Source organism: Kitasatospora sp. NPDC087861, assembly GCF_044742585.1.
In the GTDB taxonomy this organism is placed as follows: Bacteria; Actinomycetota; Actinomycetes; order Streptomycetales; family Streptomycetaceae; genus Kitasatospora.
In genome coordinates, this window is record NZ_JBIUUS010000017.1 from 103,961 (window position 1) to 128,918 (window position 24,958).

22 protein-coding genes and 1 pseudogene are annotated in these 24,958 nt (G+C 74.0%); 10 read left to right on the plus strand and 13 right to left on the minus strand.

Features of this window, described 5'->3' with window-relative positions:
* Positions 1 to 8: 8 nt before the first annotated feature.
* From ACIOJE_RS23880 to ACIOJE_RS23895, 4 genes are all read right to left on the minus strand, one after another.
* Positions 9 to 1,130 (minus strand): TIGR03364 family FAD-dependent oxidoreductase, encoded by a 1,122-nt coding sequence (locus ACIOJE_RS23880; RefSeq protein ID WP_400778657.1) that lies wholly within the window; start codon positions 1,128 to 1,130, stop codon positions 9 to 11.
* Between the two features lie 177 nt (positions 1,131 to 1,307).
* The gene (locus ACIOJE_RS23885; RefSeq protein WP_280678100.1) at positions 1,308 to 1,820 is read right to left on the minus strand and encodes a pyridoxamine 5'-phosphate oxidase family protein; all 513 of its coding nucleotides are present in this window, start codon (positions 1,818 to 1,820) and stop codon (positions 1,308 to 1,310) included.
* Positions 1,821 to 1,974: 154 nt separating this feature from the next.
* Positions 1,975 to 2,643 carry a phosphatase PAP2 family protein gene (locus ACIOJE_RS23890; protein WP_280678098.1) on the minus strand — a complete coding sequence of 223 codons (669 nt, stop codon included), beginning with the start codon at positions 2,641 to 2,643 and terminating at the stop codon, positions 1,975 to 1,977.
* Positions 2,643 to 3,311, minus strand: a complete 669-nt coding sequence (locus ACIOJE_RS23895) for a DedA family protein (protein ID WP_280678096.1) — start codon at positions 3,309 to 3,311, stop codon at positions 2,643 to 2,645. The genes ACIOJE_RS23890 and ACIOJE_RS23895 overlap by 1 nt, the downstream gene beginning before the upstream one ends.
* Positions 3,312 to 3,426: 115 nt before the next feature.
* Between ACIOJE_RS23895 and ACIOJE_RS23900 the strand changes: the two are divergent.
* The 3 genes and pseudogenes from ACIOJE_RS23900 to ACIOJE_RS23910 all read left to right on the plus strand — a co-directional run.
* Positions 3,427 to 3,792 (plus strand): annotated as a pseudogene (locus ACIOJE_RS23900) (BlaI/MecI/CopY family transcriptional regulator); the annotation flags it as partial.
* Positions 3,793 to 3,926: 134 nt separating this feature from the next.
* Entirely contained in the window at positions 3,927 to 5,000 is a 1,074-nt protein-coding gene (locus ACIOJE_RS23905; RefSeq protein ID WP_400778787.1) for a M56 family metallopeptidase, read from the plus strand.
* Positions 5,001 to 5,226: 226 nt separating this feature from the next.
* Positions 5,227 to 6,741, plus strand: coding sequence for a GAF domain-containing protein (locus ACIOJE_RS23910; RefSeq protein ID WP_400778662.1), 1,515 nt, complete (start codon positions 5,227 to 5,229; stop codon positions 6,739 to 6,741).
* Here ACIOJE_RS23910 and ACIOJE_RS23915 read toward each other — a convergent pair.
* Positions 6,660 to 7,160, minus strand: a complete 501-nt coding sequence (locus ACIOJE_RS23915) for an SsgA family sporulation/cell division regulator (RefSeq protein WP_400778665.1) — start codon at positions 7,158 to 7,160, stop codon at positions 6,660 to 6,662. The two genes, ACIOJE_RS23910 and ACIOJE_RS23915, sit on opposite strands and share 82 nt — an antisense overlap.
* A 337-nt stretch (positions 7,161 to 7,497) precedes the next feature.
* Here ACIOJE_RS23915 and ACIOJE_RS23920 point away from each other — a divergent pair, with 337 nt between their 5' ends.
* The 4 genes from ACIOJE_RS23920 (at position 7,498) to ACIOJE_RS23935 (ending at position 11,917) form a co-directional block, all read left to right on the plus strand.
* Entirely contained in the window at positions 7,498 to 8,808 is a 1,311-nt protein-coding gene (locus ACIOJE_RS23920; RefSeq protein ID WP_400778668.1) for a hypothetical protein, read from the plus strand.
* Positions 8,809 to 8,966: 158 nt separating this feature from the next.
* Positions 8,967 to 10,238 (plus strand): TerD family protein, encoded by a 1,272-nt coding sequence (locus ACIOJE_RS23925; RefSeq protein ID WP_400778789.1) that lies wholly within the window; start codon positions 8,967 to 8,969, stop codon positions 10,236 to 10,238.
* Between the two features lie 141 nt (positions 10,239 to 10,379).
* Entirely contained in the window at positions 10,380 to 11,342 is a 963-nt protein-coding gene (locus ACIOJE_RS23930) for an SGNH/GDSL hydrolase family protein (RefSeq protein ID WP_400778671.1), read from the plus strand.
* Between the two features lie 83 nt (positions 11,343 to 11,425).
* Positions 11,426 to 11,917, plus strand: a complete 492-nt coding sequence (locus tag ACIOJE_RS23935; protein WP_400778674.1) for a GNAT family N-acetyltransferase — start codon at positions 11,426 to 11,428, stop codon at positions 11,915 to 11,917.
* 9 nt (positions 11,918 to 11,926) lie between these two features.
* On the opposite strand, the gene ACIOJE_RS23940 is transcribed toward ACIOJE_RS23935, so the two are convergent.
* Complete coding sequence (locus ACIOJE_RS23940) at positions 11,927 to 12,307, minus strand: hypothetical protein (protein ID WP_400778677.1); 381 nt, start codon at positions 12,305 to 12,307, stop codon at positions 11,927 to 11,929.
* Between the two features lie 148 nt (positions 12,308 to 12,455).
* On the opposite strand from ACIOJE_RS23940, the gene ACIOJE_RS23945 reads away from it, so the two are divergent.
* Positions 12,456 to 13,049, plus strand: a complete 594-nt coding sequence (locus ACIOJE_RS23945; protein ID WP_400778679.1) for a Uma2 family endonuclease — start codon at positions 12,456 to 12,458, stop codon at positions 13,047 to 13,049.
* Between the two features lie 60 nt (positions 13,050 to 13,109).
* On the opposite strand, the gene ACIOJE_RS23950 is transcribed toward ACIOJE_RS23945, so the two are convergent.
* The 4 genes from ACIOJE_RS23950 to ACIOJE_RS23965 all read right to left on the minus strand — a co-directional run bounded on the left by ACIOJE_RS23950 (position 13,110) and on the right by ACIOJE_RS23965 (position 17,815).
* Positions 13,110 to 14,039, minus strand: a complete 930-nt coding sequence (locus tag ACIOJE_RS23950) for a proline dehydrogenase family protein (protein ID WP_280678081.1) — start codon at positions 14,037 to 14,039, stop codon at positions 13,110 to 13,112.
* A 140-nt stretch (positions 14,040 to 14,179) separates the two neighbouring features.
* Complete coding sequence (pruA, locus tag ACIOJE_RS23955) at positions 14,180 to 15,808, minus strand: L-glutamate gamma-semialdehyde dehydrogenase (RefSeq protein ID WP_400778681.1); 1,629 nt, start codon at positions 15,806 to 15,808, stop codon at positions 14,180 to 14,182.
* A 151-nt stretch (positions 15,809 to 15,959) separates the two neighbouring features.
* Positions 15,960 to 17,222, minus strand: a complete 1,263-nt coding sequence (locus ACIOJE_RS23960; protein WP_400778683.1) for an FAD-dependent oxidoreductase — start codon at positions 17,220 to 17,222, stop codon at positions 15,960 to 15,962.
* Positions 17,219 to 17,815, minus strand: a complete 597-nt coding sequence (locus tag ACIOJE_RS23965) for a PadR family transcriptional regulator (protein WP_280678075.1) — start codon at positions 17,813 to 17,815, stop codon at positions 17,219 to 17,221. Before ACIOJE_RS23965 ends, ACIOJE_RS23960 begins: the two co-directional genes overlap by 4 nt.
* A gap of 142 nt (positions 17,816 to 17,957) precedes the next feature.
* On the opposite strand from ACIOJE_RS23965, the gene ACIOJE_RS23970 reads away from it, so the two are divergent.
* Positions 17,958 to 19,559, plus strand: coding sequence for a helix-turn-helix domain-containing protein (locus ACIOJE_RS23970; protein ID WP_280678073.1), 1,602 nt, complete (start codon positions 17,958 to 17,960; stop codon positions 19,557 to 19,559).
* Between the two features lie 39 nt (positions 19,560 to 19,598).
* Here ACIOJE_RS23970 and ACIOJE_RS23975 read toward each other — a convergent pair whose 3' ends face one another.
* Both ACIOJE_RS23975 and ACIOJE_RS23980 read right to left on the minus strand, forming a co-directional pair.
* Entirely contained in the window at positions 19,599 to 21,089 is a 1,491-nt protein-coding gene (locus ACIOJE_RS23975) for an alkaline phosphatase PhoX (protein WP_280678071.1), read from the minus strand.
* Positions 21,090 to 21,338: 249 nt separating this feature from the next.
* Positions 21,339 to 22,457, minus strand: coding sequence for a hypothetical protein (locus ACIOJE_RS23980; RefSeq protein WP_400778688.1), 1,119 nt, complete (start codon positions 22,455 to 22,457; stop codon positions 21,339 to 21,341).
* 212 nt (positions 22,458 to 22,669) lie between these two features.
* Between ACIOJE_RS23980 and ACIOJE_RS23985 the strand changes: the two genes are divergently transcribed.
* Positions 22,670 to 23,113 (plus strand): VOC family protein, encoded by a 444-nt coding sequence (locus ACIOJE_RS23985; RefSeq protein WP_280678067.1) that lies wholly within the window; start codon positions 22,670 to 22,672, stop codon positions 23,111 to 23,113.
* Between the two features lie 63 nt (positions 23,114 to 23,176).
* On the opposite strand, the gene ACIOJE_RS23990 is transcribed toward ACIOJE_RS23985, so the two are convergent.
* A complete protein-coding gene (locus tag ACIOJE_RS23990) occupies positions 23,177 to 24,847 on the minus strand; it encodes a hypothetical protein (protein ID WP_400778691.1) in 1,671 nt (556 codons plus the stop codon).
* Positions 24,848 to 24,958 lie beyond the last annotated feature (111 nt).

The window sequence follows — 24,958 nt, forward strand, 5'->3', positions numbered from 1 at the left end:
AACTACCCTTACAGATTTGCGAGTTCAGCGGTGGTCTCGGCGATGGCCGGGGAGCAGGTCATACCGCGGCCGCCGGGGCCGGTGACCAGCCAGACGCCGTCGCGGACGCGTTCGCGGTGGACGACCCGGGTGGTGTCGACGCACTGGGCGTACACCCCGGCCCAGCGGCGGCGCACGCGCGGCAGCGGGCGGCCGAGCAGTTCCTCGGCGACGCCGACCAGGTGGTCGTACGGGTCCTCGACGACGTCGAAGCCGAACGGCTGGTCGTACTCGTGGGTGTCGCCGATGGTGAGGCCGCCGTCACGGCGCTGGACCATGAGCAGCTGCATCTTGTGCTCGGCGGCGACGTCCGGCTGCGGCTGGGTCTCGCGCAGGCGGTCCAGGGCGCTGCCCGCGAAGGCGGGGTAGTAGCGGAAGCTGTCGCCGTCGGCGACGGAGGTGGTGAGGGTCTCGCCGAGCGGGTCGGTCTGCATCATCTGCAGCCGGACCCGGCGGACGGGCAGGGCGGGGGCGAGTTCGCGGACGAGGCCGCCGAGCCAGGCGCCGGTGCAGAGGATGACCAGGTCGCCGGTGTGGACGTCGCCGTGGTCGTCGCGGACGGCGTTCTCGCCGATCACGTCGCGGACCTCGCGGCCGGGCAGGAAGGTGTAGCGGCCGGTGGCCTGCAGGGCGGCGCGCAGCGCGGGCTGGGCGGTGCGGGGTTCGACGGCGGCGTCGCGGTCGCACGACAGGGCGCCGAGCAGCTTGCCGCGCAGGGCCGGGTTGGCGGCCCTGGCCTGGTCGGCGTCGAGCAGCCGGTAGCCGCGGGCGGCGGCGTCCGGCAGCGTGAGCGCCTGTTCGGCGACGGCGAGTTCGGCCTCGGTACGGATCGCGGTGAGCGACCCGTTGGCGCGGAAGCCGAGGTCGGGGACGCGTGCGCCGATGCCCTCCCACAGTTCGCGGGCGCGCAGCGCGGTGTCCAGTTCCTCGCCCTGCGCGCGGCCGCTGACCCAGACCAGGCCGAAGTTGCGCACCGAGGCGCCGCGCGCCTCGGTCTCGCGCTCCAGGTGGACGACCTCGTGGCCGCGTTCGACGGCCTGCCAGGCGTGCATGGTGCCGAGCACGCCTGCTCCTACGACGATGACTCTCATGCGGCCAGGCTGATGCGGCCAGGTGTCCGAGGGGCGTCCGGGTGACGTCCCGCAGATGAATCACCTGAAAAGTTGTACAGACAACCTGGCCGGATAACCCGGACAGACAGCCCGGCCAGACGACCCAGCCCGGTAACCCGGCCGGGCAACCCGATCAGAGACCCCGCCACCGGGCCGTCACCGCAGCACCCGCGCCCGCAGGTAGTTGCGCCGCCCGAAGTTCGGCTCGTCCACCGCCGTCAGCTCCTCCACCTGGAACCGGTACAGCGCCGCCGCCCCGCCCCCGGTGAGGAACTGCCGCCGGACCTCCTCGTCCTGCGCGAAGGACGGGTACCGCCCCTGGTAGGCAGCCAGCGCCGCCTCGGCCTGCCGCCCCCAGGCCTCGCTCGCGCCGCCGGTCAGCTGCAGGCCGCGCAGCTGCTCGCCGAAGACCGGCGGCGGCAGGAAGACGGTGGCGGCGGCCCGGGCCTCCTCGGCGAGGTGGTGGCTGTGCCGGGTGGAGCGCTCGCTGACGAAGTAGAGAACGAGGTCGTCGTCGTACGCGAAGAAGGCCAGGTTGGCGTGCGGGCCGTGCTCGTGGCCGGCGGTGGCGAGGGTGAGCACCATGGCCTCCGAGAGCAGGCCCTCGACGCCCTTGTGCGGCGACTCGCCCGGCCAGTCCCCCTGCGTGATGTCGAGTCGGTACGGCATTGGCACTCCCTCCGCTGGCACGCCCGGCGCTCCCGCGCCCCGGCACGACTGAGCCGGGCGGGTTCCCCGCGAAGGGGCCCCACGCCCGGCTCACATGCTCTACCCGCCACCCCGGCCAGACAAGGGTCGGACGGGCTACGGGCAGGCTACGGAATCAGTGCCGTCGGGTCTCGTACGAGGCGTGGCCGCGGGCGACGACCGGCAGCGTCCCCGGGCCGAGCAGCGGGCGCAGCGCGCCCGCCCGCATCCGGTCCACCAGAGGTCCGCAGCGCCCGACGAGCGGCGCCAGCACCAGCGCGACCAGGAGGCCGACCAGCGCGCCGACGGCCACGTCGTGCGGGTAGTGCACGCCGACCCAGACCCGGGAGGCGCCCATCAGCACCGCGAAGATCCCGGCGATCCAGCCGAGCCGCCGGTCGGCGAACCAGAGCGCGGTGGCGGCGGCGAAGGCGATCACGGTGTGGTTGCTGGGGAAGGACCAGTCGCCGACACCCGGGCAGGTCTCCAGCGAGACGCTGCCGGGGATCTGGGCGCACGGCCGGACCTCCTCGACCATGCCCTTGAGGACCGAGTTGACGCCGTACGCGACGACCACGATCACCGGCGAGGCGAGCACCCGGGCCATCACCACCGAGTCGGCGCCGCGCGCCCGCCACCAGGCGTAGAGCATGAAGACCGCGAACAGGCCGAGGCCGATCGCCGACCAGACCTTGATCAGCTCGTCCAGCCAGTGCGGGGCGTCCTGAGCCCACCCGTTCACCCGGGTGTAGAGGGAGCCGTCGATGCCGCTGCCGTCGTACACGGCCAGAGCCCGAGAGGACATCACGCGTCACCTCCGTGACGGCGCGCCTTACGGGCGCGGAACAGTTCGAGAACAATGGGGAGCACGGAGACAACTACTACCAGACCGATGATCGGGAGCAGATATTTGTCGATGCTCGGGATCGACGATCCGAGCCCGTACCCGGCGAGCACCACGCCGACGGTCCAGATCGCACCGCCGGTCACCTGCCAGAAGGTGAACGAGCGGGCCGGCACTTCGAGCACGCCGCAGAGCGGGTTCAGCACCGTTCGGACCACCGGGATGAACCGGGCGAGCACGATCGCCTTGCCGTGGCCGTACTTGCCGAGCAGCTCCTCGGCCCGCTCGACGCCCTCCAGCAGGCTCCTGCGCTTGGTGCGGCGCAGCAGCGCGCGGCCGCCGCGCTTGCCGATCAGATAGCCGACCTGGGCGCCGGCCAGCGCGCCGACCAGGGCGGCGGGCAGCACCTGGTAGAGCTCCAGCTGCGGGCCCTTGGTGGCGCCGGGCACGCAGAGCAGGCCGGCGGTGAACAGCAGCGAGTCGCCGGGCAGGAAGAAGCCCACCAGCAGACCGGTCTCGGCGAAGAGCACGACGGCGATGCCGAGCGCGCCGAAGGCGGCGAGCAACGAGGACGCGTCCAGCGGGTTCACCGCGAGGTGAGCGGCCGGATCGGCGAGGAACTGAAGCAAGGCTGGCGGACCTCCCGTACGTTGGAGGGCGGATCGCAGCGAAACCCACCCTGACCGTCTACAGTGACGTAGACGGTCTACATGACTGTAGACGAAACCTGGAGGAAGCGCCGCCATGTCCGACGTACCGTCCGCCCGCCGGCCCGCCGGGGAGCTGGAGGCCGAGGTGCTGGCCGCGCTCTGGTCGGCCCGGCAGCCGATGACCCCGCAGGACGTCCAGACGGCGCTCGGCGGAGACCTCGCCCGCACCACCATCGCCACGATCCTCGCCCGGCTGCACGACAAGGGCACCGTGGAACGCACCCGGGCCGGCCGCGCCTACGCCTACACCCCGACCGTCCAGGACACCGCGGGCCTCGCCGCCCGCCGGATGCACACCGAGCTCGGCCGCGAGGCCGACCGCTCCACCGTGCTCGCCCGCTTCGTCTCCGACCTCTCCGCCGAGGACGAGCAGCTGCTGCGCGACCTGCTCGGCGACGGCGCCCCAGGCCTCGGCGACGGCACCTCAGGGCTCGGTGACGGCGACGGCGCCCCAGGCCTCGGCGACGGCATTCCCGGCTTCGGCCACAGCGCCCCCAGCCTCGGCGACGGAACCCCCGGGGCGGCCGGATCGTGATGATCGCCGTCTGGGCCCCGCTGCTGCTGCCGTTCCTGGCCGCCCCGCTGGCCCGCCGCCTCGCCGACGCCCTGCCGCCCCGGGCCGCCGCCTGGATGCTCGCCGGGACGGCCGCCGTCCTGGCCGTCGGCACCCTCTGCTCGCTCGGCCTGCTCGCCACCGCCGGGCTGCTCCAGCTGCCGCCGGTCGCCGCCATCGGCCACCTGTCGCTGCCCTGGCTCACCGCCGCCGCACCCAGCGCGCCGCCGGCGGCCGCCGCGGCCGGCCTGGTGCTCGCCGCGCTGACCGCCCAGGCCGTCCGCACCGCCCGCCGCCACCGGCTGGAGCTGCGCGCGGCCCGGGCCGCCCTCCCGGCCTGCCCGGCGGCGGCCGACGACCGGCATCCGGACACGCGCCCCCGGCACGCCACCATGCGCCGGGCGCGCACCCCGCAGGCCGTCCTGGCCTGCGCCCACGCCCTGCTCCAGCCGGGCGAGCACCCGCTCGCCGTCCTCGACGACGAGCGCGCCGACGCCTTCGCCCTGCCCGGGCGGCTGCGCCGACCCGGCCGCCCCGGCGAACCCGGCCGGATCGTGGTCACCTCCGGCATGCTGCGCGCCCTCACCGGGCCCGAGCGGGCCGCCCTGATCGCCCACGAACGGGCCCACCTGACCGCCCGCCACCACGTCTTCCTCGCCCTTGCCGAGCATGCCGCCGACCTCCACCCGGCGCTGCGGCGGCTGCGCGCGCCCCTCGGGTACCACCTGGAGCGCTGGGCCGACGAGGTGGCGGCCGCCCGGGTCGGCGACCGCGCGGTGACCGCCCGCGCGGTCGGCCGGGCCGCCCTGGCCGCCAGCCACTCCCCCTGGCCGACCCGGCCCCGGCTGGTCCCCGCCGCCCACTCCGGGCCGGTCCCGCGCCGGGTCGCCGCCCTGCTCCAGCCCCGCCCGGCCACCACCGGCGCCCGGCTGCGCCCGGCCGCGATCGCGCTGGCCGCCTGCCTGGCCCTGAGCACCGCCGCCACCCTGGAGGCCACCGCCGACCTGCACCACACCGTCGAGGCGGCCCAGCGCGGCACCGGCGCGGAACGCTGACCCCGGCACCCACGACTCCGGCGACGCCAGGGCCCTCGACCCGACGGCCGAGGCCCGTCCGATCCCGCCGGCCCGCCCTTAGCCATCACACCTCGACCTGTCCACGGTCGTACCGTCCGGTATGCCGAGTTGGCAGACCCCATCCCCAGATACCCACCGCCCCCGTACTCTTTCGTCAGCGCGTCGACCCCGGCGCGTCCTCGAACGGCGGCGAGGAGCAACGCGAGTGCGGCAGACCGGACGGCAGTCCCGACGACCAGAACGCCGCACCCCGCCGACCGCGGCCGAGCTGGCCAGAGTCCACGAGCGCACCCTCGCCGAAGCCGCCGCCCGCGAACTCGCCCAGCCCCTGTCCCCCGACCCCGCCACCCCCGGCCGGCTCGAACCCCGCCCCGAGATCGGCGACTCCTGGGCCCGGCTGCGCCGCCTCGGGCTCGACCCCGACGCCGGCGCCGCCGCCGTCCACCTCGGCCCCGCCGAGATCGAGCAGCGCCGCCGCGCCAGCGGCCTGGACGCGGTCATGCCGGTGCTGCGCGACACCCTGCTGGAGCCGGTCGGCCAGACCCCGCTGATCCTCGCCATCGCCGACGCCGAGGGCCACGTGCTGTGGCAGGAGGGCGAGCGCGGCCTGCGCCGCAGCGCCGACCGGATCGGCTTCCTCACCGGCGCCCGCTGGATCGAGGAGAGCGTCGGCACCAACGGCATCGCCGTCGCGCTGCGCGCCCAGCGCCCGATGCACGTCCACTCCGCCGAGCACTACCTGCGCAGCCACCACTCCTGGACCTGTGTGGCCGCCCCCGTGCGCGACCCGGGCACCGGACGGCTGGTCGGCGCGATCAACCTCAGCGGCCCGGCCCGCAGCATCCGCCCGTACCTGCTCCAGCTGACCGCCACCGCCGCCCGGCTCGCCGAGACCGAGCTGCGCGCGCACCGGCTGGAGGCGTTGAACCAGCTGCGCACCCTGGCCGCCCCGATGCTCGCCCGGGTGGCCGGCCCGGCCCTGGTGGTGGACGCCGCCGGGTGGACCGCCGCCGCGGCCGGCCTGCCGCCGCTCGGCCGGCTGCGGGTGCCGGTCGACGGCTGGGGCACCGCCGCCGTGCACTGGGTGCCCGGCCTCGGCGAGTGCGCCCTGGAACCGCTCGCGGACGGCTGGCTGGTCCGGCCGGTCCGGCCGCCCGAGACGGACGGCTCCGGCACGGTGACCGCCGAGCAGGCCGAGGGCGCCCGGCTCCGGCTCGACCTGCGCCGCCACGACCGCCCGGAGCTGACCGTGCAGGGCGCTGCCGACGGCTGGTCGCACCCGCTCAGCCCGCGCCACGCCGAACTGCTGCTCCTGCTCGCCACCGGCCGCGAGGGCAGCACCGCCGCGCAGCTCGCGGAGGCGCTGTTCGGCGACCCGGGCCGGACGGTGACGGTGCGCGCCGAGCTGTCCCGGCTGCGCCGCTACCTGGGCAGCCTGCTGGCCCACCGGCCGTACCGCTTCGCCGAGTCGGTGCTGGTCACGGTGGACGGGCCGGAGGACCCGTACGACCTGCTGCCCGCCTCCTCGGCCCCGGCCGTCCGGCGGCTGCGGGCCGGGCTGGCCGCGGGGACGGTCCGGCTGCCCGGCACGGCGTCCGTCCCGCAGCCGCGCGCGCCCGGGGACGCCCCGACCGCGCCTCAGCCGCCCGCGAGCAGCGCGGCCAGCTGGTCGTCGGTCGGGCCGCAGGCGCGCTCCGCCTCGACGGAGACCAGCGCGTAGGTACGGTCCAGCCAGGCCTGCACCCGGGGCTTGGAGGCCTCCAGCAGGGCGCTGCCGTGCGGCGATTCGAGCGCCAGGTGCAACGTCGAGCCGTGGCACGGGCAGTACGCCGGCCACAGCTTGACGTCGCCCTGACCGCTCAGCGTGTGCAGGCCGTCGCGCAGCAGCTCGCGCGAGAACACCCAGTCGGCCTCGTCCGAGCGCCCCAGGTGGAAGGTCAGCACCACCTCGTACGGGCGGGCGGCGTCGAACCGGAACCGGGTGCGCACCTCGCCGACCACCTCCTCGCCCAGCGAGATCCGTAGGGTCAGCACCTCCTCCACCGCCGCCGGAGCGGCGGTGGAGCCGTCCCCATCGCCGCCCGTGGGGGTGGCGGCGAGGGGTGGACTGGAGGCTGCGGACAGCGGGTCGGGCGGCATGACGGTCTCTCCGGGACGGCGTGGGATGACCTCAGCCTGGTCCACCGCGGGCCGGGCGGGCAAGGGTTGCAAGGAGGTTGCAATATCCTCCGTTCGAGCGAGCAGACCCCTGACCGACCTTGTCAGACGGATCGTCAACTTCCGTATGTCGAACGGCTGTCCACGCAATGGATGGAAACCGTCCGGGATGCGATCACCCGCTGGTACGCTCTCCCCTCCCGGCACGGGCCCCACCCGGCCCCCGGCCGACCGACCCCGGGCGGCCGATGCCGACCCGGCCTCGGCGCGTGGGAGAATACCGCGACCGCAACGGCGACTTCGGGGAGGGAGGGGTCCGGTGGCTGTGCGCGAGGACGCCGCACGGGACGTGCAGCACGAGCCCGTACGGCACGGCCGGCACGGGCGGCCGCGCCCGTTCGGCGGCCGGTTCCGGCTGCCCACCCTGCGCTTCTCCGGTGCCGCGATGGCGATGTCCACCGTCGTCGGCATCAGCATCGCCACCACGCTCCTGCTCAACGAGCAGCAGGGCGTGGGCCGGCGGGCCGGGGTCGCCCGGGTCGGGACCACTCCGCCACCCACGCCCACTCCGGGCGAGCAGGCCCAGGCGGCCGCCGACCAGGTCCCGGCCGGGCAGAACCCCACCGATCCCCCGGCCACCGGCCGGCCCTCGGCGCCCCGGCCCGCCGAGTCCCGGTCCCCGTCGCAACACTCGGGGGCGGCGTCGAGCACGGCCTCCGGATCGGCCTCGCCCAGCGAGTCCGGCACCCGGTCGGCGGTCCCGGAGGAGACCGGCGGACAGGCCGCCGCCGATCGCGGCTCCGGCCGCGGGCCCGGCTCCTGGCCGGCCGACACCGGCACGCCCGCCACGCAGGCCGACGCCGCCGCCGGGCCCTCGCCGTCGGCCCAGCCCGGCGTGCCCGCCACCGACCAACCCGCCGCGACGCCTTCGACCTCCCCCTCGCCGACCGTGCCGCACGCGCCCGGGCCCCGCCCGGTGTCCGGCCCGGCGCCCGCCCCGGGCGGGTCCACCGCCCCGTCCGGCCCCTCCGACGGCACCGGCACCGGCACCCCCGCCCCGGGCGCCGACCCGGACACCGCGCCGGACGTCGACCAGGCCCTGGTCGGCGTCGCGACCGTCACGCCGCTCGGCCGCGACGGCCTCCGGCACCAGCTCGACCTCGCCGTCGCCGAGCCGCTGACCGCGCTTCAGGCCGAATTCCGGCTCTCCCCGGGCGAGTTGGCCCCCGGCAGCGGCACCGCCTGGACCGATCTGCCCGGCGCGGTCGTCACCGCCCAGCAGGACCGCGGCACCCTGGTCTACCGCTTCACCACCCCGGCCGGCACCGACGTCCCGCCCGGCCGGTACGCCTTCGGCGTGCGCGGCACCCGCCCGACCGCCGGTCCATCCGGCCCGTCCGGCCCGTCCGGCCTGGTCCGCAAGCCCGTCGCGCTGGAGAGCTGGAGCGCCGCCGCCTTCGGCATCGACCACCCCCGGGCGGTCGCCGCCCTCGGCTCCTTCGGCCCGGTCGCGCCCCAGCCGGCCGAACCGCAGGCGCCCGGGCTCCCGCCGACCACCGCACCGCGCACCACCGCATCGCAAGACACTGCGCCGCAGAACACCGCGCCGCCGGCCATCGCACCCCGCTGAGGCCCAGCCGTACCGTCCGACGATCCGACAGGTCACCGCCCCGGACGGGCTCATCCCGGCACCCCCGTTCGTTACTGTGGGCAGCACCCGGCCCGGCGGCCCCGACGGCCCCGGCCGGTCGCCGTTCCGCACCCGAGGAGGAGTCCGTGTCCACCGTCCTGACCCAAGGCGGCAACGCCCCGCTGACCGCCGCGCGGGTGACTGTCGAGGTCACCGCACCCAAGGCGCTGGACGTCTCCGGTCTGCTGCTGACCGACGCCGGAAAGGTGCGCTCGGACGACGACTTCGTCTTCTTCAACGCCCCGCACGGCCCCGGCGTCAGCCACCGCCCGGCCACCGCCGGAACGCCGGACGCGATCACCGTCGACACCCTGGCCGTCCCGGCCGACATCACCAAGATCGTGGTGACCGCCAGCCCCGCCGACGACTCCGCCACCTTCGCCGGAATGGAGCCGACCGCCACCGTCCGCGACGCCGACACCGGGCAGGTCCTGGTCACCTTCACCCCGCCGCAGCTGGGCCGGGAGACCGCGCTCATCGTGGTCGAGGTCTACCTGCGCGGCGGCGCCTGGAAGGTGCGCGCGGTCGGCCAGGGCTACGCCAACGGCCTGGCGGGCATCGCCACCGACTTCGGCGTCACCGTCGACGACGCCCCGGCCCCGGCCACCCCGGCCCAGACCGCGCCCATCCCGCCCGCGCCGCCCGCCGCACCCGTCGCTCCCCCTGCGACCCCTGCGGCCCCGGCGGCCCCCGCCCCGGTCCCGGCCCCCGTCGACCCGCGGATCGCCCTCGCCTCCACCGAGCCCGTACCGCCAGCACCCCCGGCCGCACCGCCGGCGCCGCCCGCCCCCGCCAAGGTCACCCTGGACAAGGGCCGGGTCAGCCTGGTCAAGGGCAGCTCGGTCTCCCTGGTGAAGAACGGCCGCCCCTTCCTCTCCTCAGTCCGGATGGCACTCGGCTGGGAGCCCGCCGGCCGCGGCCGCAGCGTCGACCTGGACGCCTCCTGCCTCGCCTTCGACGCCCGGCGCAAGAAGCTGGAGACGGCCTGGTTCATGAAGCTGACCGTCTTCAACGGCGCGATCGCCCACTCCGGCGACAACCTCACCGGCGGCGGCGCCGGCGACGACGAGTCGATCACCGTGCACCTGGACGGCCTGCCGGCCGAGGTCACCGGCCTGGTCTTCGTCGTCAACTCCTTCTCCGGCCAGCGGTTCACCGAGGTGAAGAACGCCTACTGCCGCCTGCTGGACGCCCGGACGGAGGAGGAACTGGTCCGCTTCGACCTCACCCACTCCGAGCCGAGCACCGGCGTGGTGATGTGCAAGCTGGTCCGCCAGACGTCCGGCGAGTGGGTGATGACCGCGCTCGGCGAGTACGTCGACGCCAAGACCGCCCGGGCGATGGCCGATCCGTCCGCCGCCCTGCTCTGACCCACTCCGGCCGAACGGCCCGACGTCACGGTCACGCCGACGAATTCACCCTCCTGAGGCATCAAGTCGTCCACACGGCGACTCGATCTACCTCTAGGGGGGTGAATCGCGCTCTCCCGCGCACTCGTTGAGGGAGAGACCGTGCCACGCTTCCTGTCCCGCCTGGTCATCGCCGGCAGCGCCGTCGCACTCACCGCCGGCCTGATCACCCCGTCCGCCGCCGAGGCCGCCGCCAAGCCGTCCGGCCGTGCCGGGGCCCTCACCTGGGCCGCGCTCGGCGACTCCTACACCGCCGGCGTCATCGAGGCCACCGGCGGCGAGACCGACCCCCACGACGGCTGCGCCCGCACCACCCTCTCCTACCCCGAGGTGATCCGCCGCCGCCTCGGCCCGCTGCTCGACCTGCGCAACGCCAGCTGCAGCGGCGCCACCGCCAAGGACGTCTACCAGACCAAGCTGACCCCGCTCGGCCGCCCGCTCCCGCCCTTCGGCACCGACCCCGACGCCCCCTTCCCGCCGGTCCCGCCGCAGATCGACACCGTCTCCCCCGACACCGACCTGATCACCGTCGGGGTCGGCGGCAACACCCTCGGCTTCGCCGAGATCCTCAAGGCCTGCATCGAACTCGGCGCGGGCAACCTCGGCAAGGGCACGCCCTGCAAGGACAAGTACGACGCGAGCCTGCCCGGGCGCCTCAACCAACTGCGCGGCGACTACGACCAGATGCTCGGCGCGCTGCACGCCAAGGCCCCGTTCGCGCGGCTGCTGACCGTCGGCTACCCGCACCTCATCCCCGAGGACGCCACCCGCTGCCGGTACGGCGACCTGCACCAGTTCGCCACCTTCACCACCGGCGACCTCGCCTGGGCCCGCACCGCCATCCTGGAGCCGCTCAACGCGGTCATCGCCCAGGAGACCGCCGCCCACGGCGACACCTTCGTCGACCTCTACCCCTCCACCGCCGGCCACAGCGTCTGCGACGACGACCACTGGCTGGACGGCGTGCTGACCAGCATCATCCCGCTGCACTACGCCCTGGTGCACCCCAACGCCAAGGGCCAGGCCCACGCGGCCGCCCTGGTCGAGGACGCCATCCTCGGCTGACCACGCCCGGACGATCCGCACCCGGCGGGCGGAGTCCCGAAATGCAGTTGCCCAGCCCGCCGGGTGCGGATCATGCTGAGCGGATGCTCATCCGCGAAGCCACCCCCGAGGACTGGCCGGCCATCTGGCCCTTCTTCCACGCCATCGTCGCCGCCGGCGAGACCTTCACGTTCCCGCTCGACCTGGACTTCGAGCAGGGCCGGGGCTGGTGGCTGCTCACGGCCCCGAACCGCACGGTGGTCGCCGTCGACGAGGCCACCGGCGCGGTGCTCGGCACCGCCAAGATGAACCGCAACCACCAGGGCAACGGCTCGCACATCGCCAGCGCCAGCTACATGGTCGACCCGGCCCACTCCGGCCGGGGCATCGGCCGGGCCCTCGCCGAGTACACCATCGCGTGGGCCCGTGAAGCCGGTTACCGGGCGATGCAGTTCAACGCCGTGGTCGCCTCCAACGAGCACGCGGTGAAGCTCTACGAGTCGCTCGGCTTCACCGTCATCGGCACCCTCCCGGAGGGCTTCCACCACCCCACCGAGGGCTACGTCGGCCTGCACGTCATGCACCGGCCCCTGTAGGGAACTTCGCTACTCCTCGATCGCCCCGCCGACCCGCCGCAGGTGCTGCCGGAAGCTGTACGACGGGTCGGCGGCCCGGCGCTCCAGGTACGCGTCGAAGGCGGTCTGCCGGCGCAGCGTGTCGCCGGCGGCGATCCGCTCGGCCTGCGCCCGCTCGGTGCGGGCGATCGCGGCGGCCGTCTCCAGTACCTCCCCGGCCCGGGCCGCACCGTACGCCTCCAGGAACACGTCCACGCTCCCGTAGTGCCGCACCGGCAGCACCCGCCCGGCGACCCGGCCCCCGGCCGTCACCGCCACCACCCCCACCGGCGCCGCCCGCAGCTCCACCCCCAACCGCACACACGCATCCGCCACCACCGGCGTCGACAGCCCCGCGAACTCCTTCAGCATCCCCAACTCCTCGCGCCAAACGCCCAGTTCACCAAGCTCCGATCCTAGTCCGAAACTCAAACCCACACCATCGAGTGAAATCAAACCGTGCACGGCATAACCCGGTTCGGCACTCGCTAGCGTGACGTCCATCTGAAGGAGGGGCATCATGAGTGCTGTGGCGCATGAGCAACCGATCACGGACTCCCCGTCGCAGGCCGACATCCTGCTGGAGAGCTTCCTGAGCCTGCACTCCCCCGAAGGCTTCCGAGCCGAGCTCATCGAGGGAGAGATCGTCGTGGCACCACCGCCGGACGGCGATCACGAGGACCACATCAGTCACCTGATCAAGCAGGTGATCCGGCATTCCACGACCGACATGAGCGTTTCCGGCGGCAAGGGCCTTCGACTCGTGAGTGGCGGTCTCTGCCCGAAGAACCACGTCATCCCCGATGCCACCTTCGCCCCCGAGGATCTCCGCCTCTTCCGGGGCGCCCCGTCCTGGATGGAGCCGGACGGTGTCGCCATGGTGGCGGAGGTGACGTCCGGCAAGCCCGACCAGGACCGCATCGCCAAACGCCACTGCTACGCCCGCGCCGCGATCCCGCTCTACCTCCTCGTCGACCGCGAGAGGTCGCAGATCAGCCTGTTCGGCAAGCCCCACCGCGACGAGTACACCGAGGTCCATCTGGCCGCCTTCGGCGAGCCTCTCGCGCTGCCCGAACCCTTCGGCTTCGAGCTGGACACCAAACCGTTCCTCTGACGCGAAAACGGCCCGCCCCCCTTCCACCGGGGGTGCGGGCCGTTCGACGTGGCGTCAGGGTCAGCCGCGGGTGGCCATGGCGCGCAGGAAGAAGGTGAGGTTCGCCGGGCGCTCGGCGAGGCGGCGCATGAAGTAGCCGTACCACTCCTGGCCGTACGGGAGGTACACGCGCATGGTGTTGCCCTCGCCGGCGAGGCGCAGCTGCTCCTCGGGGCGGATGCCGAACAGCATCTGGTACTCGAAGGAGTCCCGCTTGCGGCCGTTCCACTGGGCGAGCTGGCCGGCGATCTTGATCATGTTGGGGTCGTGCGAGGCGATCATCGGGTAGCCCTCGCCGGCCATCAGGATCTTCAGCGCGCGGACGTACGCGAGGTCGACCTCGTGCTTGCCCTGGTACGCGACCGACTCGGGCTCCTTGTAGGCGCCCTTGCACAGGCGCACGCGCGAGCCGGGGCCGGAGAACTCGCGGCAGTCGGCCTCGGTGCGGCGCAGGTAGGCCTGGAGCACGACGCCCAGCCAGGGGAAGTCGGCCCGCAGCTCGCGCGCGATGGCGAGGGTGGAGTCGGTGGTGGTGTGGTCCTCCATGTCGAGGGTCACCGTGGTGCCCGCGTCGGCGGCGGCCTCGCAGATGCGGCGGGCGTTCTCCAGCGCGATCTTCTCGCCGTCCACCGGGAGGAACTGGCCGACGGCCGACAGCTTGACCGACACCTCGGCACCGGCCGCGAGGCCGGTCTCCTTGAGCGCCTTGAGCAGGTGCTCGTAGGCCTCGGCGGTGCCGGCGGCCTGGGCGGCGTCCTGGGTGTCCTCGCCGAGGTGGTCCAGGGTGACCTTGCGGCCGGTGGCAACCAGGTCGTCGCAGGCGGTGACGGCGTCGTCGAGGGCCTCACCGGCGACGAAGCGCTCGACTATCGCGTGGGTCGGCGGGAACTTCTCGACCACGGTGCGGACCTGCGGCGACCGGGAGGCCGCGAGAAGGGCGGAACGGAGCATCGTGACTCCTGGAGCTGGTGCTTCTAAGGGTGGCAGAAAGGGGCCGGGGCGGCGGTACGGGAGTGGGGCCCGCCGCCCCGGCGGGCGACGCCCGGCTGCGGGGCCGGGCGTCAGGTGACCGATGTGGTCGGGAGGGGCACTCAGCCCATGTGCGGGTAGCGGTAGTCCGTCGGCGGGACGAAGGTCTCCTTGACCGAGCGGGTCGAGGTCCAGCGCGCCAGGTTCTGCTTGGCGCCGGCCTTGTCGTTGGTCCCCGAGGCCCGGCCGCCACCGAAGGGCTGCTGGCCGACGACGGCGCCGGTCGGCTTGTCGTTGATGTAGAAGTTGCCGGCCGCGAAGCGCAGCTTGTGCATGGCGTCCTGGGCGGCCGCGCGGTCCTGGGAGATGATCGCGCCGGTCAGGCCGTACGGGGACACCGACTCCATCTGGGCCAGCATCTCCTCGTAGTTCTCGTCCTGGTAGACGTGCACGGCGAGGATCGGGCCGAAGTACTCGTCACGGAAGTACTCGGACGCCGGGTCCTCGCAGACCAGGACGGTCGGGCGGACGAAGTAGCCGACCGAGTCGTCGTACGTCCCGCCGGCCAGGACCTCGACCCCGGGGTCGGCCTGGGCACGGTCGATGGCGGCCTTGTTCTTGGCGAAGGCGCGGTCGTCGATGACGGCGGACATGAAGTTCGCCAGGTCGGTGACGTCGCCCATGGTCAGGCCCTCGACCTCGGCCGCGAACTCGTCCTTGAGGCCGGCCCAGATCGAGGCCGGGACGTAGGCGCGGGAGAGCGCCGAGCACTTCTGGCCCTGGAACTCGAAGGCGCCGCGGGTCATCGCGGTCTTCAGCACGGCCGGGTCGGCGGACGGGTGGGCGACCAGGAAGTCCTTGCCGCCGGTCTCGCCGACGATCCGCGGGTAGGTGCGGTACGAGGCGATGTTGGTGCCGACCTCACGCCACAGGTGCTGGAAGGTGGCGGTGGAGCCGGTGAAGTGGATGCCGGCCAGCGCCGGGTGCTTGAGCGCCACGGCGGAGACGTCCAGGCCGTCGCCGGTCACCATGTTGATGACGCCCTTGGGCAGGCCGGCCTCCTGCAGCAGCTGCATCAGCAGGTGCGCGGAGTACTGCTGGGTCGGGGACGGCTTCCACAGCACCACGTTGCCCATCAGCGCGGGCGCGGTCGGCAGGTTGCCGGCGATCGCGGTGAAGTTGAACGGGGTGATGGCGTAGACGAAGCCCTCCAGCGGGCGGTGGTCGCTGCGGTTCCACACGCCGCCCGAGGAGATCGGCTGCTCGGCCATGATCTGGCGGGCGAAGTGGACGTTGAACCGCAGGAAGTCGACCAGCTCGCAGGGGGTGTCGATCTCGGCCTGCTGGGCGGTCTTGGACTGGCCGAGCATGGTGGCGGCGGCCAGGGTCTCGCGCCAGGGGCCGGCCAGCAGGTCGGCGGCCTTGAGGAAGATCGCGGCACGGGAGTCGAAGGAGAGCGCCTGCCAGGCCGGGGCCGCGGCCAGGGCAGTGTCGATGGCCTCCTGCGCGTCCGCCTGGGTGGCGTTGCGCAGGGTGCCGAGCCTCGCCGCGTGGTTGTGCGGCTGGACGACGTGGATCTCGGCGCCGCCGCCCATGCGGCGCTCACCGTTGATCGTCATGGTCAGCTGGACCGGCTCCTGGCCGCCCAGCTCCTTCAGCTTGGCCTCCAGGCGGGCCCGTTCCGGGCTGCCCGGGGCGTAGCTGTGGACCGGCTCGTTCACCGGCGCGGGGACCTGGGTCACAGCGTCCATAGAGCGCACGCTCTCCTTCGTTGTTGCGGGGGGGATGCCGGCGCGGGTCGCACGCCGGCCACAGCACGAACGCTATTCCTGCCCCCGGGGCCACTTGATTGGCCGGAAGGCTAAATTCCCCCGTACGGCGTTGTCCGGCCCGACGAAGGGGTCACGGCGCGGTCACGGCGCGCCGTTGACGGCCCGTCGCGGTGGGAGCCGCCGTCACCGGGCGGTCCCAGTCGATCCGGTGGCCGTGCACCGGGCGGAGCATCTTCTCCGGGCTCATGAAGGTCCGCATCGCGATCGGCGCGAGCAGCCGGAACAGCGCCCGGCCGACCGGACCGGAGGCCTTCTGGTCGTTGGTGCGCGCCGCGTTGGCGGCGATCTTCTCGACCCGGGGCCGGCGCAGCGCCTCGTACGCGGCGAAGGCGGCGGTGTGGTCGGGCAGGTCCCGCAGGCAGCGGGCGAGTTCGACGGCGCTCTCGACGGCCAGCGAGACGCCCTGGCCGGAGCTGTTGGAGGGCGCGTGCACGGAGTCGCCGACCAGCACCATCCGGCCGCGGTACCAGTGCGGGACGGACGGCATGATCTCCAGCCGCGGGAAGACCTCGACGGTGTCGGCGTCGGCCTCGCGCAGCACGTCCCGGGCGGGCAGGTCGTCGGCGTGCAGGTCGCGAACCCGGCGCAGCCACTCCTCCCGGCTGACGGCGCGGACCTGCTCGGCGCTCTGCTGCTCGGGCTGCGGGATGTTGCTGAACCAGGCCGTCCCGGCGCCGTCCGGCAGCCCCCAGTAGCCGAAGAAGGCGCGGGCGCCGTTGGCGAAGTGCATGGTCTCGCCGCGTCCGGCCCGGCCGGGCAGCCGGTGGGGGCTGTAGCCGCCGACGCCGAGCAGGCCGGTGTACTGCGCGCCGGGCGCGGCCGGGTCGATCAGCGTGCGGACGGTGGAGCGGGTGCCGTCGGTGCCGATCAGCAGGTCGCCGGTGGCGGTGCCGCCGTCGGCGAAGCGGGCGGTGACGCCGTCGGCGCCCTCCTCCGCGCCGACCAGCCGTTTGCCGTACCGGACCTCGATGCCGGTCTCCCGCAGCCGCCGCTGGAGCACCTCGTACAGTTCGGCGCGGCGCATGACCCGGCCGGGCGGCAGGTCGGCGAGGCCGGCGAACTCGGCCAGCACGCCGCCCTTGCCGTCCTCGATCAGCATCGGGCCGATCGGCTGCCCGATCGCCCCGACCTCCGCCGCCAGGCCGACGACCGCCAGGGCGTCGAGCCCGTTGGGCGCGATCATGAAGGTGCCGCCGATGCCCTCGGCCGAGGCGTCGTAGGCCTCGAAGACGACCGCTTCGATGCCGGCCTTGCGCAGGGCCAGCGCCATCACCGGTCCGGCGATCCCGCCGCCGATGACCAGCGCCTTCTTCGCGGTGCGGATTGCGTTCACTGCAGACTCCCGAAGATCTCGTGCCAGGTCCGGAGGAACTCCGGCTCCTGGAGCTGTCGGACGAGGTGCTCGACGAAGCGGCTCTCGGCCTCCAGCCCGCCGGCCCGGTACTCCTCCTCGATCAGGAACATCCAGGCCACGCCGTCGTCCAGGGCCGTCCGCAGGCTCGCCCGGATGCCCGCCACCTCGGCGGCCAGCGCGGCCAGGCGCTGCTCCAGCAGCTCCACGGCCTCGGCCGGCGGGAGCACCATGAGCAGCGACAGCGAGACCCCGAACGCGGGGTACTCGTGCTGCGGTTCGGCGACGAGTTCGCGCATCCAGTCGCGGAGCTCCGCCCTGCCCTCGGGGGTGACGGCGTAGACGGTGCGCTCCGGTCGCTGGGTGTCGCGGACGGTCTCCTGCTCGGCGACGAACCCGGCCTTCCGCAGCTGCTCCACGACCATGTAGAGCGAGCTGCGGTTGTACTTGATGTTGCGGTCCTTGCCGTGCTCCTTGAGCCGGCGCCCCATCTCGTACGGGTGCATCGGCTCGGCCACGAGCTCGGCCAGGACCGCGAGGGCCAGCGGGTTCGACACCTTGCGTCGCTTCGCCACGAGACGTCCTCATCTCTTGGTCAGTACCGACTATCCATTCCTGAATAGTCAGAGTCAACTATCTACGAAAGCCGGACCGAAAAGCTGTCCGCCCGGCTAAAATCAACCACACGGCCTTGTCCGAGCGGATGAAGGAGGCCCGATGACGACCCCCGGCCTCCCGCTCCGGCAGCTCCTGATGTCCCTCGGCGAACCCCTGGTCGAACTGCAGGCCGCCCCGCACGGCCTGGACGTCCCGGTCCGCGACGTGGCGATCCTCGACCCGGAGGACCCGCCGACCGCCGCCCCCGGCGAACTCGTCCTCGCGATCGGCGCCCGCGGCCGCGCCGCCCTCCCCGCCCTGCGCGCCGCCGGACGGGCCGGCGCCGCGGCGGTGGCCGTCAAGCTGGACGGCCCCGGACAGGCGGACGCGCTGCGCGAGGCCGCCACCGACGCGGGCGTCGCCCTGCTCTCGGTCCGCCGCGAGACCCGCTGGGAACACCTCGACTCGCTCGCCCGCGCGATCATCGCCGGCCCGGACGCCCCCGACACCCCCGGCGCCCCCGAGCCCAACGCGGGTGACCTCTTCTCCCTCGCCCAGACCGTCGCCGTGCTCACCAACGGCATCGTCTCGATCGAGGACACCTCCAGCCGGGTGCTGGCGTACTCCCGCTCCTCCGACTCGGACGAGGTCGACGACCTGCGCCGGCTCTCCATCCTCGGCTGGCAGGGCCCCGAGCCGTACCTGTCCAAGCTCCGCGAGTGGGGCATCTTCCAGCACCTGCGCAGCTCGGACGCCCCGATCGCGGTCGAGCCGCACCCCGAACTCGGCCTGCGCCGCCGCCTGGCGATCGGCATCCGGGCCGGGGCGCAGCCGCTCGGCACCATCTGGGTACAGGAGGGGGCGCAGCCGCTGGCGCCGCTCGCCGAGCAGGCCCTGGTCGGCGCCGCCCGGGTGGCCGCCGCCCAACTGGTGCGCCGCCGACGCGAGTTGTCCGCCGACGTGCGGCTCACCCGGACCCTGCTCACCGGCCTGCTGGAGGGCTCCACCGGCCCGCAGTCGCTCGCCACCCACCTGGGCCTGGACCTGCGCCGCCCGGCCACCGTGCTCGCGTACAGCGCGCACACCACCGAGGCACTGCACCGCTCCGACGTCACCGGCCTGATCTCGGTGCACACCGCCGCCCGGCACCGCACCGCGCTGCTCGCCCCGATCGAGTCCCGGGTGTACGTGCTGCTGCCCGAGCTCCCGTCCGCCCTGCCGATGGCCACCGTGCGCGGCTGGGCGGACGAGGTGGTGACGGCCGCCCGGGAGCACCTCGGGGTCCCGCTGCGCGCCGCGATCGGCTCGACCGTGGACGGCCTGGCCCAGGTGCCGGACTCCCGCGCGCAGGCGGACCGCATCCTGGACGCGATGGGCCGCGGCGGGGTGGACCTCGACGTGGCGGCGCTGATCGACGTCCAGGCCGAGGTGCTGGTCAGCGAGATGCTCGCGCTGCTGCAGGAGCGCGCCGGCCTGCGCGACCCCCGGCTGACCGCGCTCGCCGCGTACGACCGCCGGCACGGCACCCGGCTCGCCGAGTCGGTGCTGGCCTGGCTGGACGCGCTCGGCGAGGTCCGGGTCGCCGCCGACGCCCTGCACATCCACCCCAACACCCTGCGCTACCGGGTGCGCCGGGCCGAGCAGTTGACCGGCATCGACCTCGCCCAGCCGCAGCAGCGCCTGCTGGCGATGCTGCAACTGCGGCTGCCCGCGGACGAGTGACCGCGGGCAGCCGATTCACCTCACACTACGAACCCCGGGTCACTCGCCGTAGCCCTGGCCGCGCTTGTGCTCGTTCAGCCGGTGCCACGGGCCGGTGACGGCCAGCTGGATGCCCGGGGTCTGGATGTTGGCGAAGAGGGTCTTGCCGTCGTCCGAGAAGGTCACCCCGGTGAACTCGCTGAACTCCGGCTTCTCGGCGGTGCCGATGTTCAGCTCGTTGCGGGCGATCGAGTAGGTCAGCCCGTCCTCGGTGGCGCCGAACAGGTGCGACACGCCCTCGCCGTCCTCGGCGATCACGATGCCGCCGTACGGCGAGACGGTGATGTTGTCCGGACCGTCGAAGTTGTCGTGGTCGCCCCAGACGTCGGTGTTGACGCCGAGCAGCACCTTCAGGGTGATGGTGCGGCGGGTCGGGTTGTAGAACCAGACCTGGCCGTCGTGCTGCACCGGGCTCTCCGAGCGGGCGAAGCTGGAGACGAAGTAGAAGCCGCCGTCACCCCACCACATGCCCTCCAGCTTGCGGGCGCGGGTGACCTCGCCGTCCTTGAACTGCTTGCGGACCGAGACGGTCCTGGCGTCGCGGTCCTGGACCTTGACCCAGTCCGCGCCGTAGGTGGTGCCGACCTTGGTGGCGCGGGAGAGGTCGTCGACGAACTTGCCCTGGGCGTCGAAGACCTTGAAGGCCTCCAGCACGCCGGCGTCGGCGGCCAGCTTGCGCAGCTGGTAGCGGCCGTGCTTGAAGCCGGCCGGCGGGGTCCAGCGGAACAGCAGGCCGTTCGGGTTCGAGGCGTCCTCGGTCAGGTAGACGTGGCCGCGCTTCGGGTCCACCACGACGGCCTCGTGCGCGTACCGGCCGAAGGCCTTCACCGGCTGCGGGTCGCGGTTGTAGTCGTCGTCGAACGGGTCGACCTCGAAGATGTACCCGTGGTCCTTGGTGAAGCCGTTCTTGCCGGCCCTGTCCTCGGTCTCCTCGCCGGACAGCCAGGTGCCCCACGGGGTCACGCCGCCCGCGCAGTTGGTGGAGGTGCCGGCGATGCCGACCCACTGCTCGACCGAGCCGTTCCGCTTGGCGTGCACGATGGTGCAGCCGCCGGCCGCGCCCGGGTCGTAGACGTGGCCCTCGGTCAGCGGCACCGGGTACGGCCAGTTGGCGCGGGCACCGGACAGCTCGTGGTTGACGACCAGCAGGTTGCCGCCGCGCTCGTCCTCGAAGGCGGAGGTGCCGTCGTGGTTGCTCGGGGTGAACTCGCCGGTGCGCAGCTTGGTGACGCCGGCGCGGTTCACCACCTTGTACGAGAAGCCCTTCGGCAGCGACAGCAGCCCGGCCGGGTCCTGCACCAGCGGGCCGTAGCCGACGGCGGCGCGCGCGCCGTCGGCGACAGCGGCGGCGGCCGCGTCCGGCAGCTCGCCACCGGCCGGGGCGGCGATCGCGCCCGGGGCACTGGCCAGCGCCTCCGCGCTGCCGGCGATCAGCACGCCGGCCCCGACGAGGGTGGAACGGTTGACGAAGTCCCGGCGGGACAGCGACATGGCAGCAACTCCTGAGGAATCGGCCGCCGGACCGGGGTGGGCCCGGTGGCCGGCGAGCGGGGCGTCGAGGCAGGTCGTCGACGCCCAGCAGACTCCGCCGCAGGGATGAACCGGGTATGACGCCCACCTCACGCCGAGGCGGCCATTTGCCAACCGATGACCGACACATGACCTCCGCTTTGCCTCGGTCCGCCCTCGAACCCGCCCCGGCGCACCCGGCAGGTGGTCATCCGCGCGCCCGGCCGGTGGTCATCCTGCCCGCGTCGTCCGCCACTGCTCCCAGGCCGACAGCCACAGCTGCTCGGCGAGCCGCTGCTCCTCCCAGATCTCCGGCCCGCCGCCGCCCGGCCGCTCCCGCCACAGCTGCTCCCAGGCCCGCTGCGCCGGCAGGCTCGCCACCTCGCTGGCGAACACCGTGTACCGGACGACCTCCTCGACGGCCGCCGCGCCCTCCGGCGTCCCGATCAGCCAATGCGTCTGCCGGGACAGCCGGTTGAGGTGGTTGACCATCCCGGTCACCGCCACCGTGGCCTCCTCCCGGGTCTCGGTGGCCAGCCGCATCTGCTGACGCACCGCCACCTCCCAGCGCACCGCGTAGCCGTCCCCGCGCAGCCCGCGCGGACGCCGCGGGGTCCGCCCGGCCCGGACCTGCGCCTCGATCGCGGCGGACTCGGCGATGCTCTGCACGATCAGCTCCCGGTGCGCCTCCAGCCCGACGGCGGGCGGCAGTTCGCGCTCCTCGACCGGGACCTGCCGGGCCCGCCGGGCGGCCAGGTCGTCCAGCACCTCGGTGCGGCCGCGCAGGTACGGCTCGAAGTCCGCGATCCCGCCGAGATCCACGCCGCCGGGCGACACCCCGCGCCCGCACACCGTCACGGTCAGCCCGCCGATCCGCAGCCGCCCGGCCCAGACCGGGCCCGCCCCGCCGCCGGCCGGCGCACCCGGCCAGAGCACCGGCCGGTCCTCGTGCACCTCCACCGGGCACGGCTCGCCGTCCACGGTGATCCACTCGCGCAACGCCCGTACCCGGCCGGGCCCGTCGCCCTCGTCGACCCCCAGGTGGTCGTAGACGCGGTCGCGTTCGTCCTCGACCACGTCCTCCAACTCGGGCAGGTCCTCGCCGAGCTCGGCGCTCGGCCGGTAGGTGCGCACGGTCACGTACGGGCCGGCCGCCGAACCCCGGTCGCCGGACTGCACCTCGACCCAGGAGAGCTCGCCGCCGGAGGTCTCGAAGGCGGCCAGCGCGTCGCCCCCGCGGTCCAGCCCGGCGACCACGCCGTACACCGGGAAGTCGGCCGCCGCCAGGGTCCGGCGGGAGAACTCCTCCATGGCGGCGAAACGATCCTCCTGGCTCCTCGGGTCGGGCACGCGCGCACGACCCGTCCGCTCGGCGTTTCGCTCCGGGGGCCTGCCGCCGCTCTCCCGCATCATCCTGTGCCGCACCCCCGAGTCCTCGCGCCCGCATCGCCGACGCCACCTTACGTGCCGGGGACCTGCCGGGTCATCAGCTCGGGGGCGGGGCAGGGACGCAGACCGTGTCAGGACGCGCGGTTGTCAGCCGTGCTCCCTACCCTGGCGGCATGACAGCAGACAGCAGCTTCCCCGCCCGGATCAGCATCGTCACCCTCGGGGTCGCCGACCTCGACCGCAGCACCCGCTTCTACGAAGACCTGGGCTGGCGGCGGTCCTCCGCCTCCAGCCCGGAGATCGTCTGGTTCCGCACCGCCGACTCGGTGCTCGGCCTCTTCCCCACCGAGGAACTGGCCGCCGACGCGGGCGTGCCCGCCACCGGCGAGCCCGCCTTCCGCGGCGTCACCCTCGCGGTGAACCTGGAGTCCCCCGCGCTGGTGGACGCCGCGCTGAAGACGGCGGTCGAGGCCGGCGCCGTGGTGGTCAAGCCGCCGGTCCCGACCAGCTGGGGCGGCTACTCGGGCTACTTCGAGGACCCGGACGGCCACCTCTGGGAGCTGGCCCACAACCCGTTCTTCCCCTTCGCCGAGGACGGCTCCCTCGACCTTCCCTAGGGCCGCCGCAGGAAGCCACGGAAAGCCGCAGGAAACCGCAGGAAGCCGCCCCCGCGCAGCCCGTCAGCTCTTGGACCGCGCCTTGAAGGCCGCCTTGCGGGCCTCCTTGGCCACCGCCCGGTCCAGGTGCAGCTCCCCGACGGCCTCCAGGACGTCCGCCGTGTACGGGTGGTCGACCCGCCAGAGCTCGCCGAAGTAGGACGCCGGGTTGCCGGTCACCGGAAGGTCCGCGATCAGCTCGCGCAGCAGCCCGGCATCGCCGCCGCTGTCCAGCAGCTGGGCGGCGAAGGTGTCGACCACCGTCCACAGCGCCATCGCCCGCTCCGGCACCGGCACGTCCGTGGCGCCCAGCGAGGTCAGCCAGGCCCGGGCGGCACCGCCCAGCTCGGGGTCGTCCAGCACGTCCCGCACGGCCGGCTCGGCGGGCGCGCCCAGCAGGTCCAGCGCCGAGACGGCGAGCATCCGCCGCATCGGGGCGTACGCGTCCTCGCCGCGCGCCGCTGCCAGCAGCTCGCGCGCCGCCGCCACTGGCTCCCGGGCGGTGATCCAGACCCGCAGCTCCTCCTCCGGCAGCACGTTGGCGGACTCGCACACCGCGCGCAGCAGCTCGGCCGCGTCCCCCTGGGCCAGCTCGCCGACCAGCGGCGCGTCGTAGCCGTCCTCCAGCAGCCACTGCCGGATGCCGTACTGGCCGAGCGGGGTGAGCCGGACCAGCCCGAAGCGCGCCGACTCCTCCTCGTCCAGCGGTGCTTCGCCGACGAGGGCGGGCTCCTCGCCCTCGGCGCCCTCCTCCTCGTCGAACAGCTCCGGGTCGATCGGCCGGTACTCCAGCAGGCCCAGCTCGGCCAGGTCGCCCAGCATCGGGTCCAGTGCGACCATCACATCGGTGATGTCGCCCAGCAGCTCCTCGCTCGGCTCCTCGCCCTCCGGCACCACCAGCAGCGCGGCCAGCACGCCCAGCGGCACGGTCTCGTTACCGGGCTCGGCGAAGGCGGTGGTCTCGTACAGCACCTGCAACGCCTCGTCCAGCAGCTCAGCGGCGGCGTCCCGGGCCTCCTCGACCTCGTTCAGGCCGTCCTCGTCCTCCTCCGCGCCCTCTGCGGCCGCCGTGGCCTCGACACCGACACCGGCCTCGGCACCGGCACCGGCAGCGGCCCCGGCCTCCTCCTCCGGCAGCGAGTCCGCCTCCACGGCCAGCTCCCGGACGATCCCGGCGGCGGTGAGCCACAGCTCCAGGACGGTGTCCGGGTCCCCCTGCTCGGCGGGCTCCAGGTCCGGACCGGGCACGGCGACGTGTTCGCCGGCCGCGGTCGTCCCGATCTCCACCAGGTCCAGGTCGCAGGCCAGCGACCAGGCCCGCATCGCCTCGATCTCCGCGTCCTCCGGCACCTCCCCCTCCGCCGGGGCCAGGCCCAGCAGCCGCGCCGCGGGGGTCCGGTCCTCGTCCACGAGGTCGCCGAACTCGTCCACCGCCCGATGCGGGGCGGCCCAGCGGGCCAGCGCCAGCGCGTACCCGAACATCGGTACGGCCTTCGCCTGGGCGGCCAGTTCCTCCTCGGTGGGCAGCTTCACCGGCGGCACCAGGACCGCCGCGTCGTCGAGGTCCTCGTCGTCCAGCCCGTGCGCGGCGAACGCCCCGTAGAGGTCCTGAAGCTCCAGGTCGGCGGGCAGGACCGCCTCGGCCGCACTCTCTTCCGCCGAAGCCCCGGCGTTCTTCCGACGTCGTCCGGCCATCGTTGTGCGTTCTCCCTCAGCCAGTGGTCCGCCCATCAGCTCAGCGTCCCGATCCACAACCTCAGCGTATAGGCCGGGCACCCCCGATGCCCGGCCTCACGGGGCGCGCGC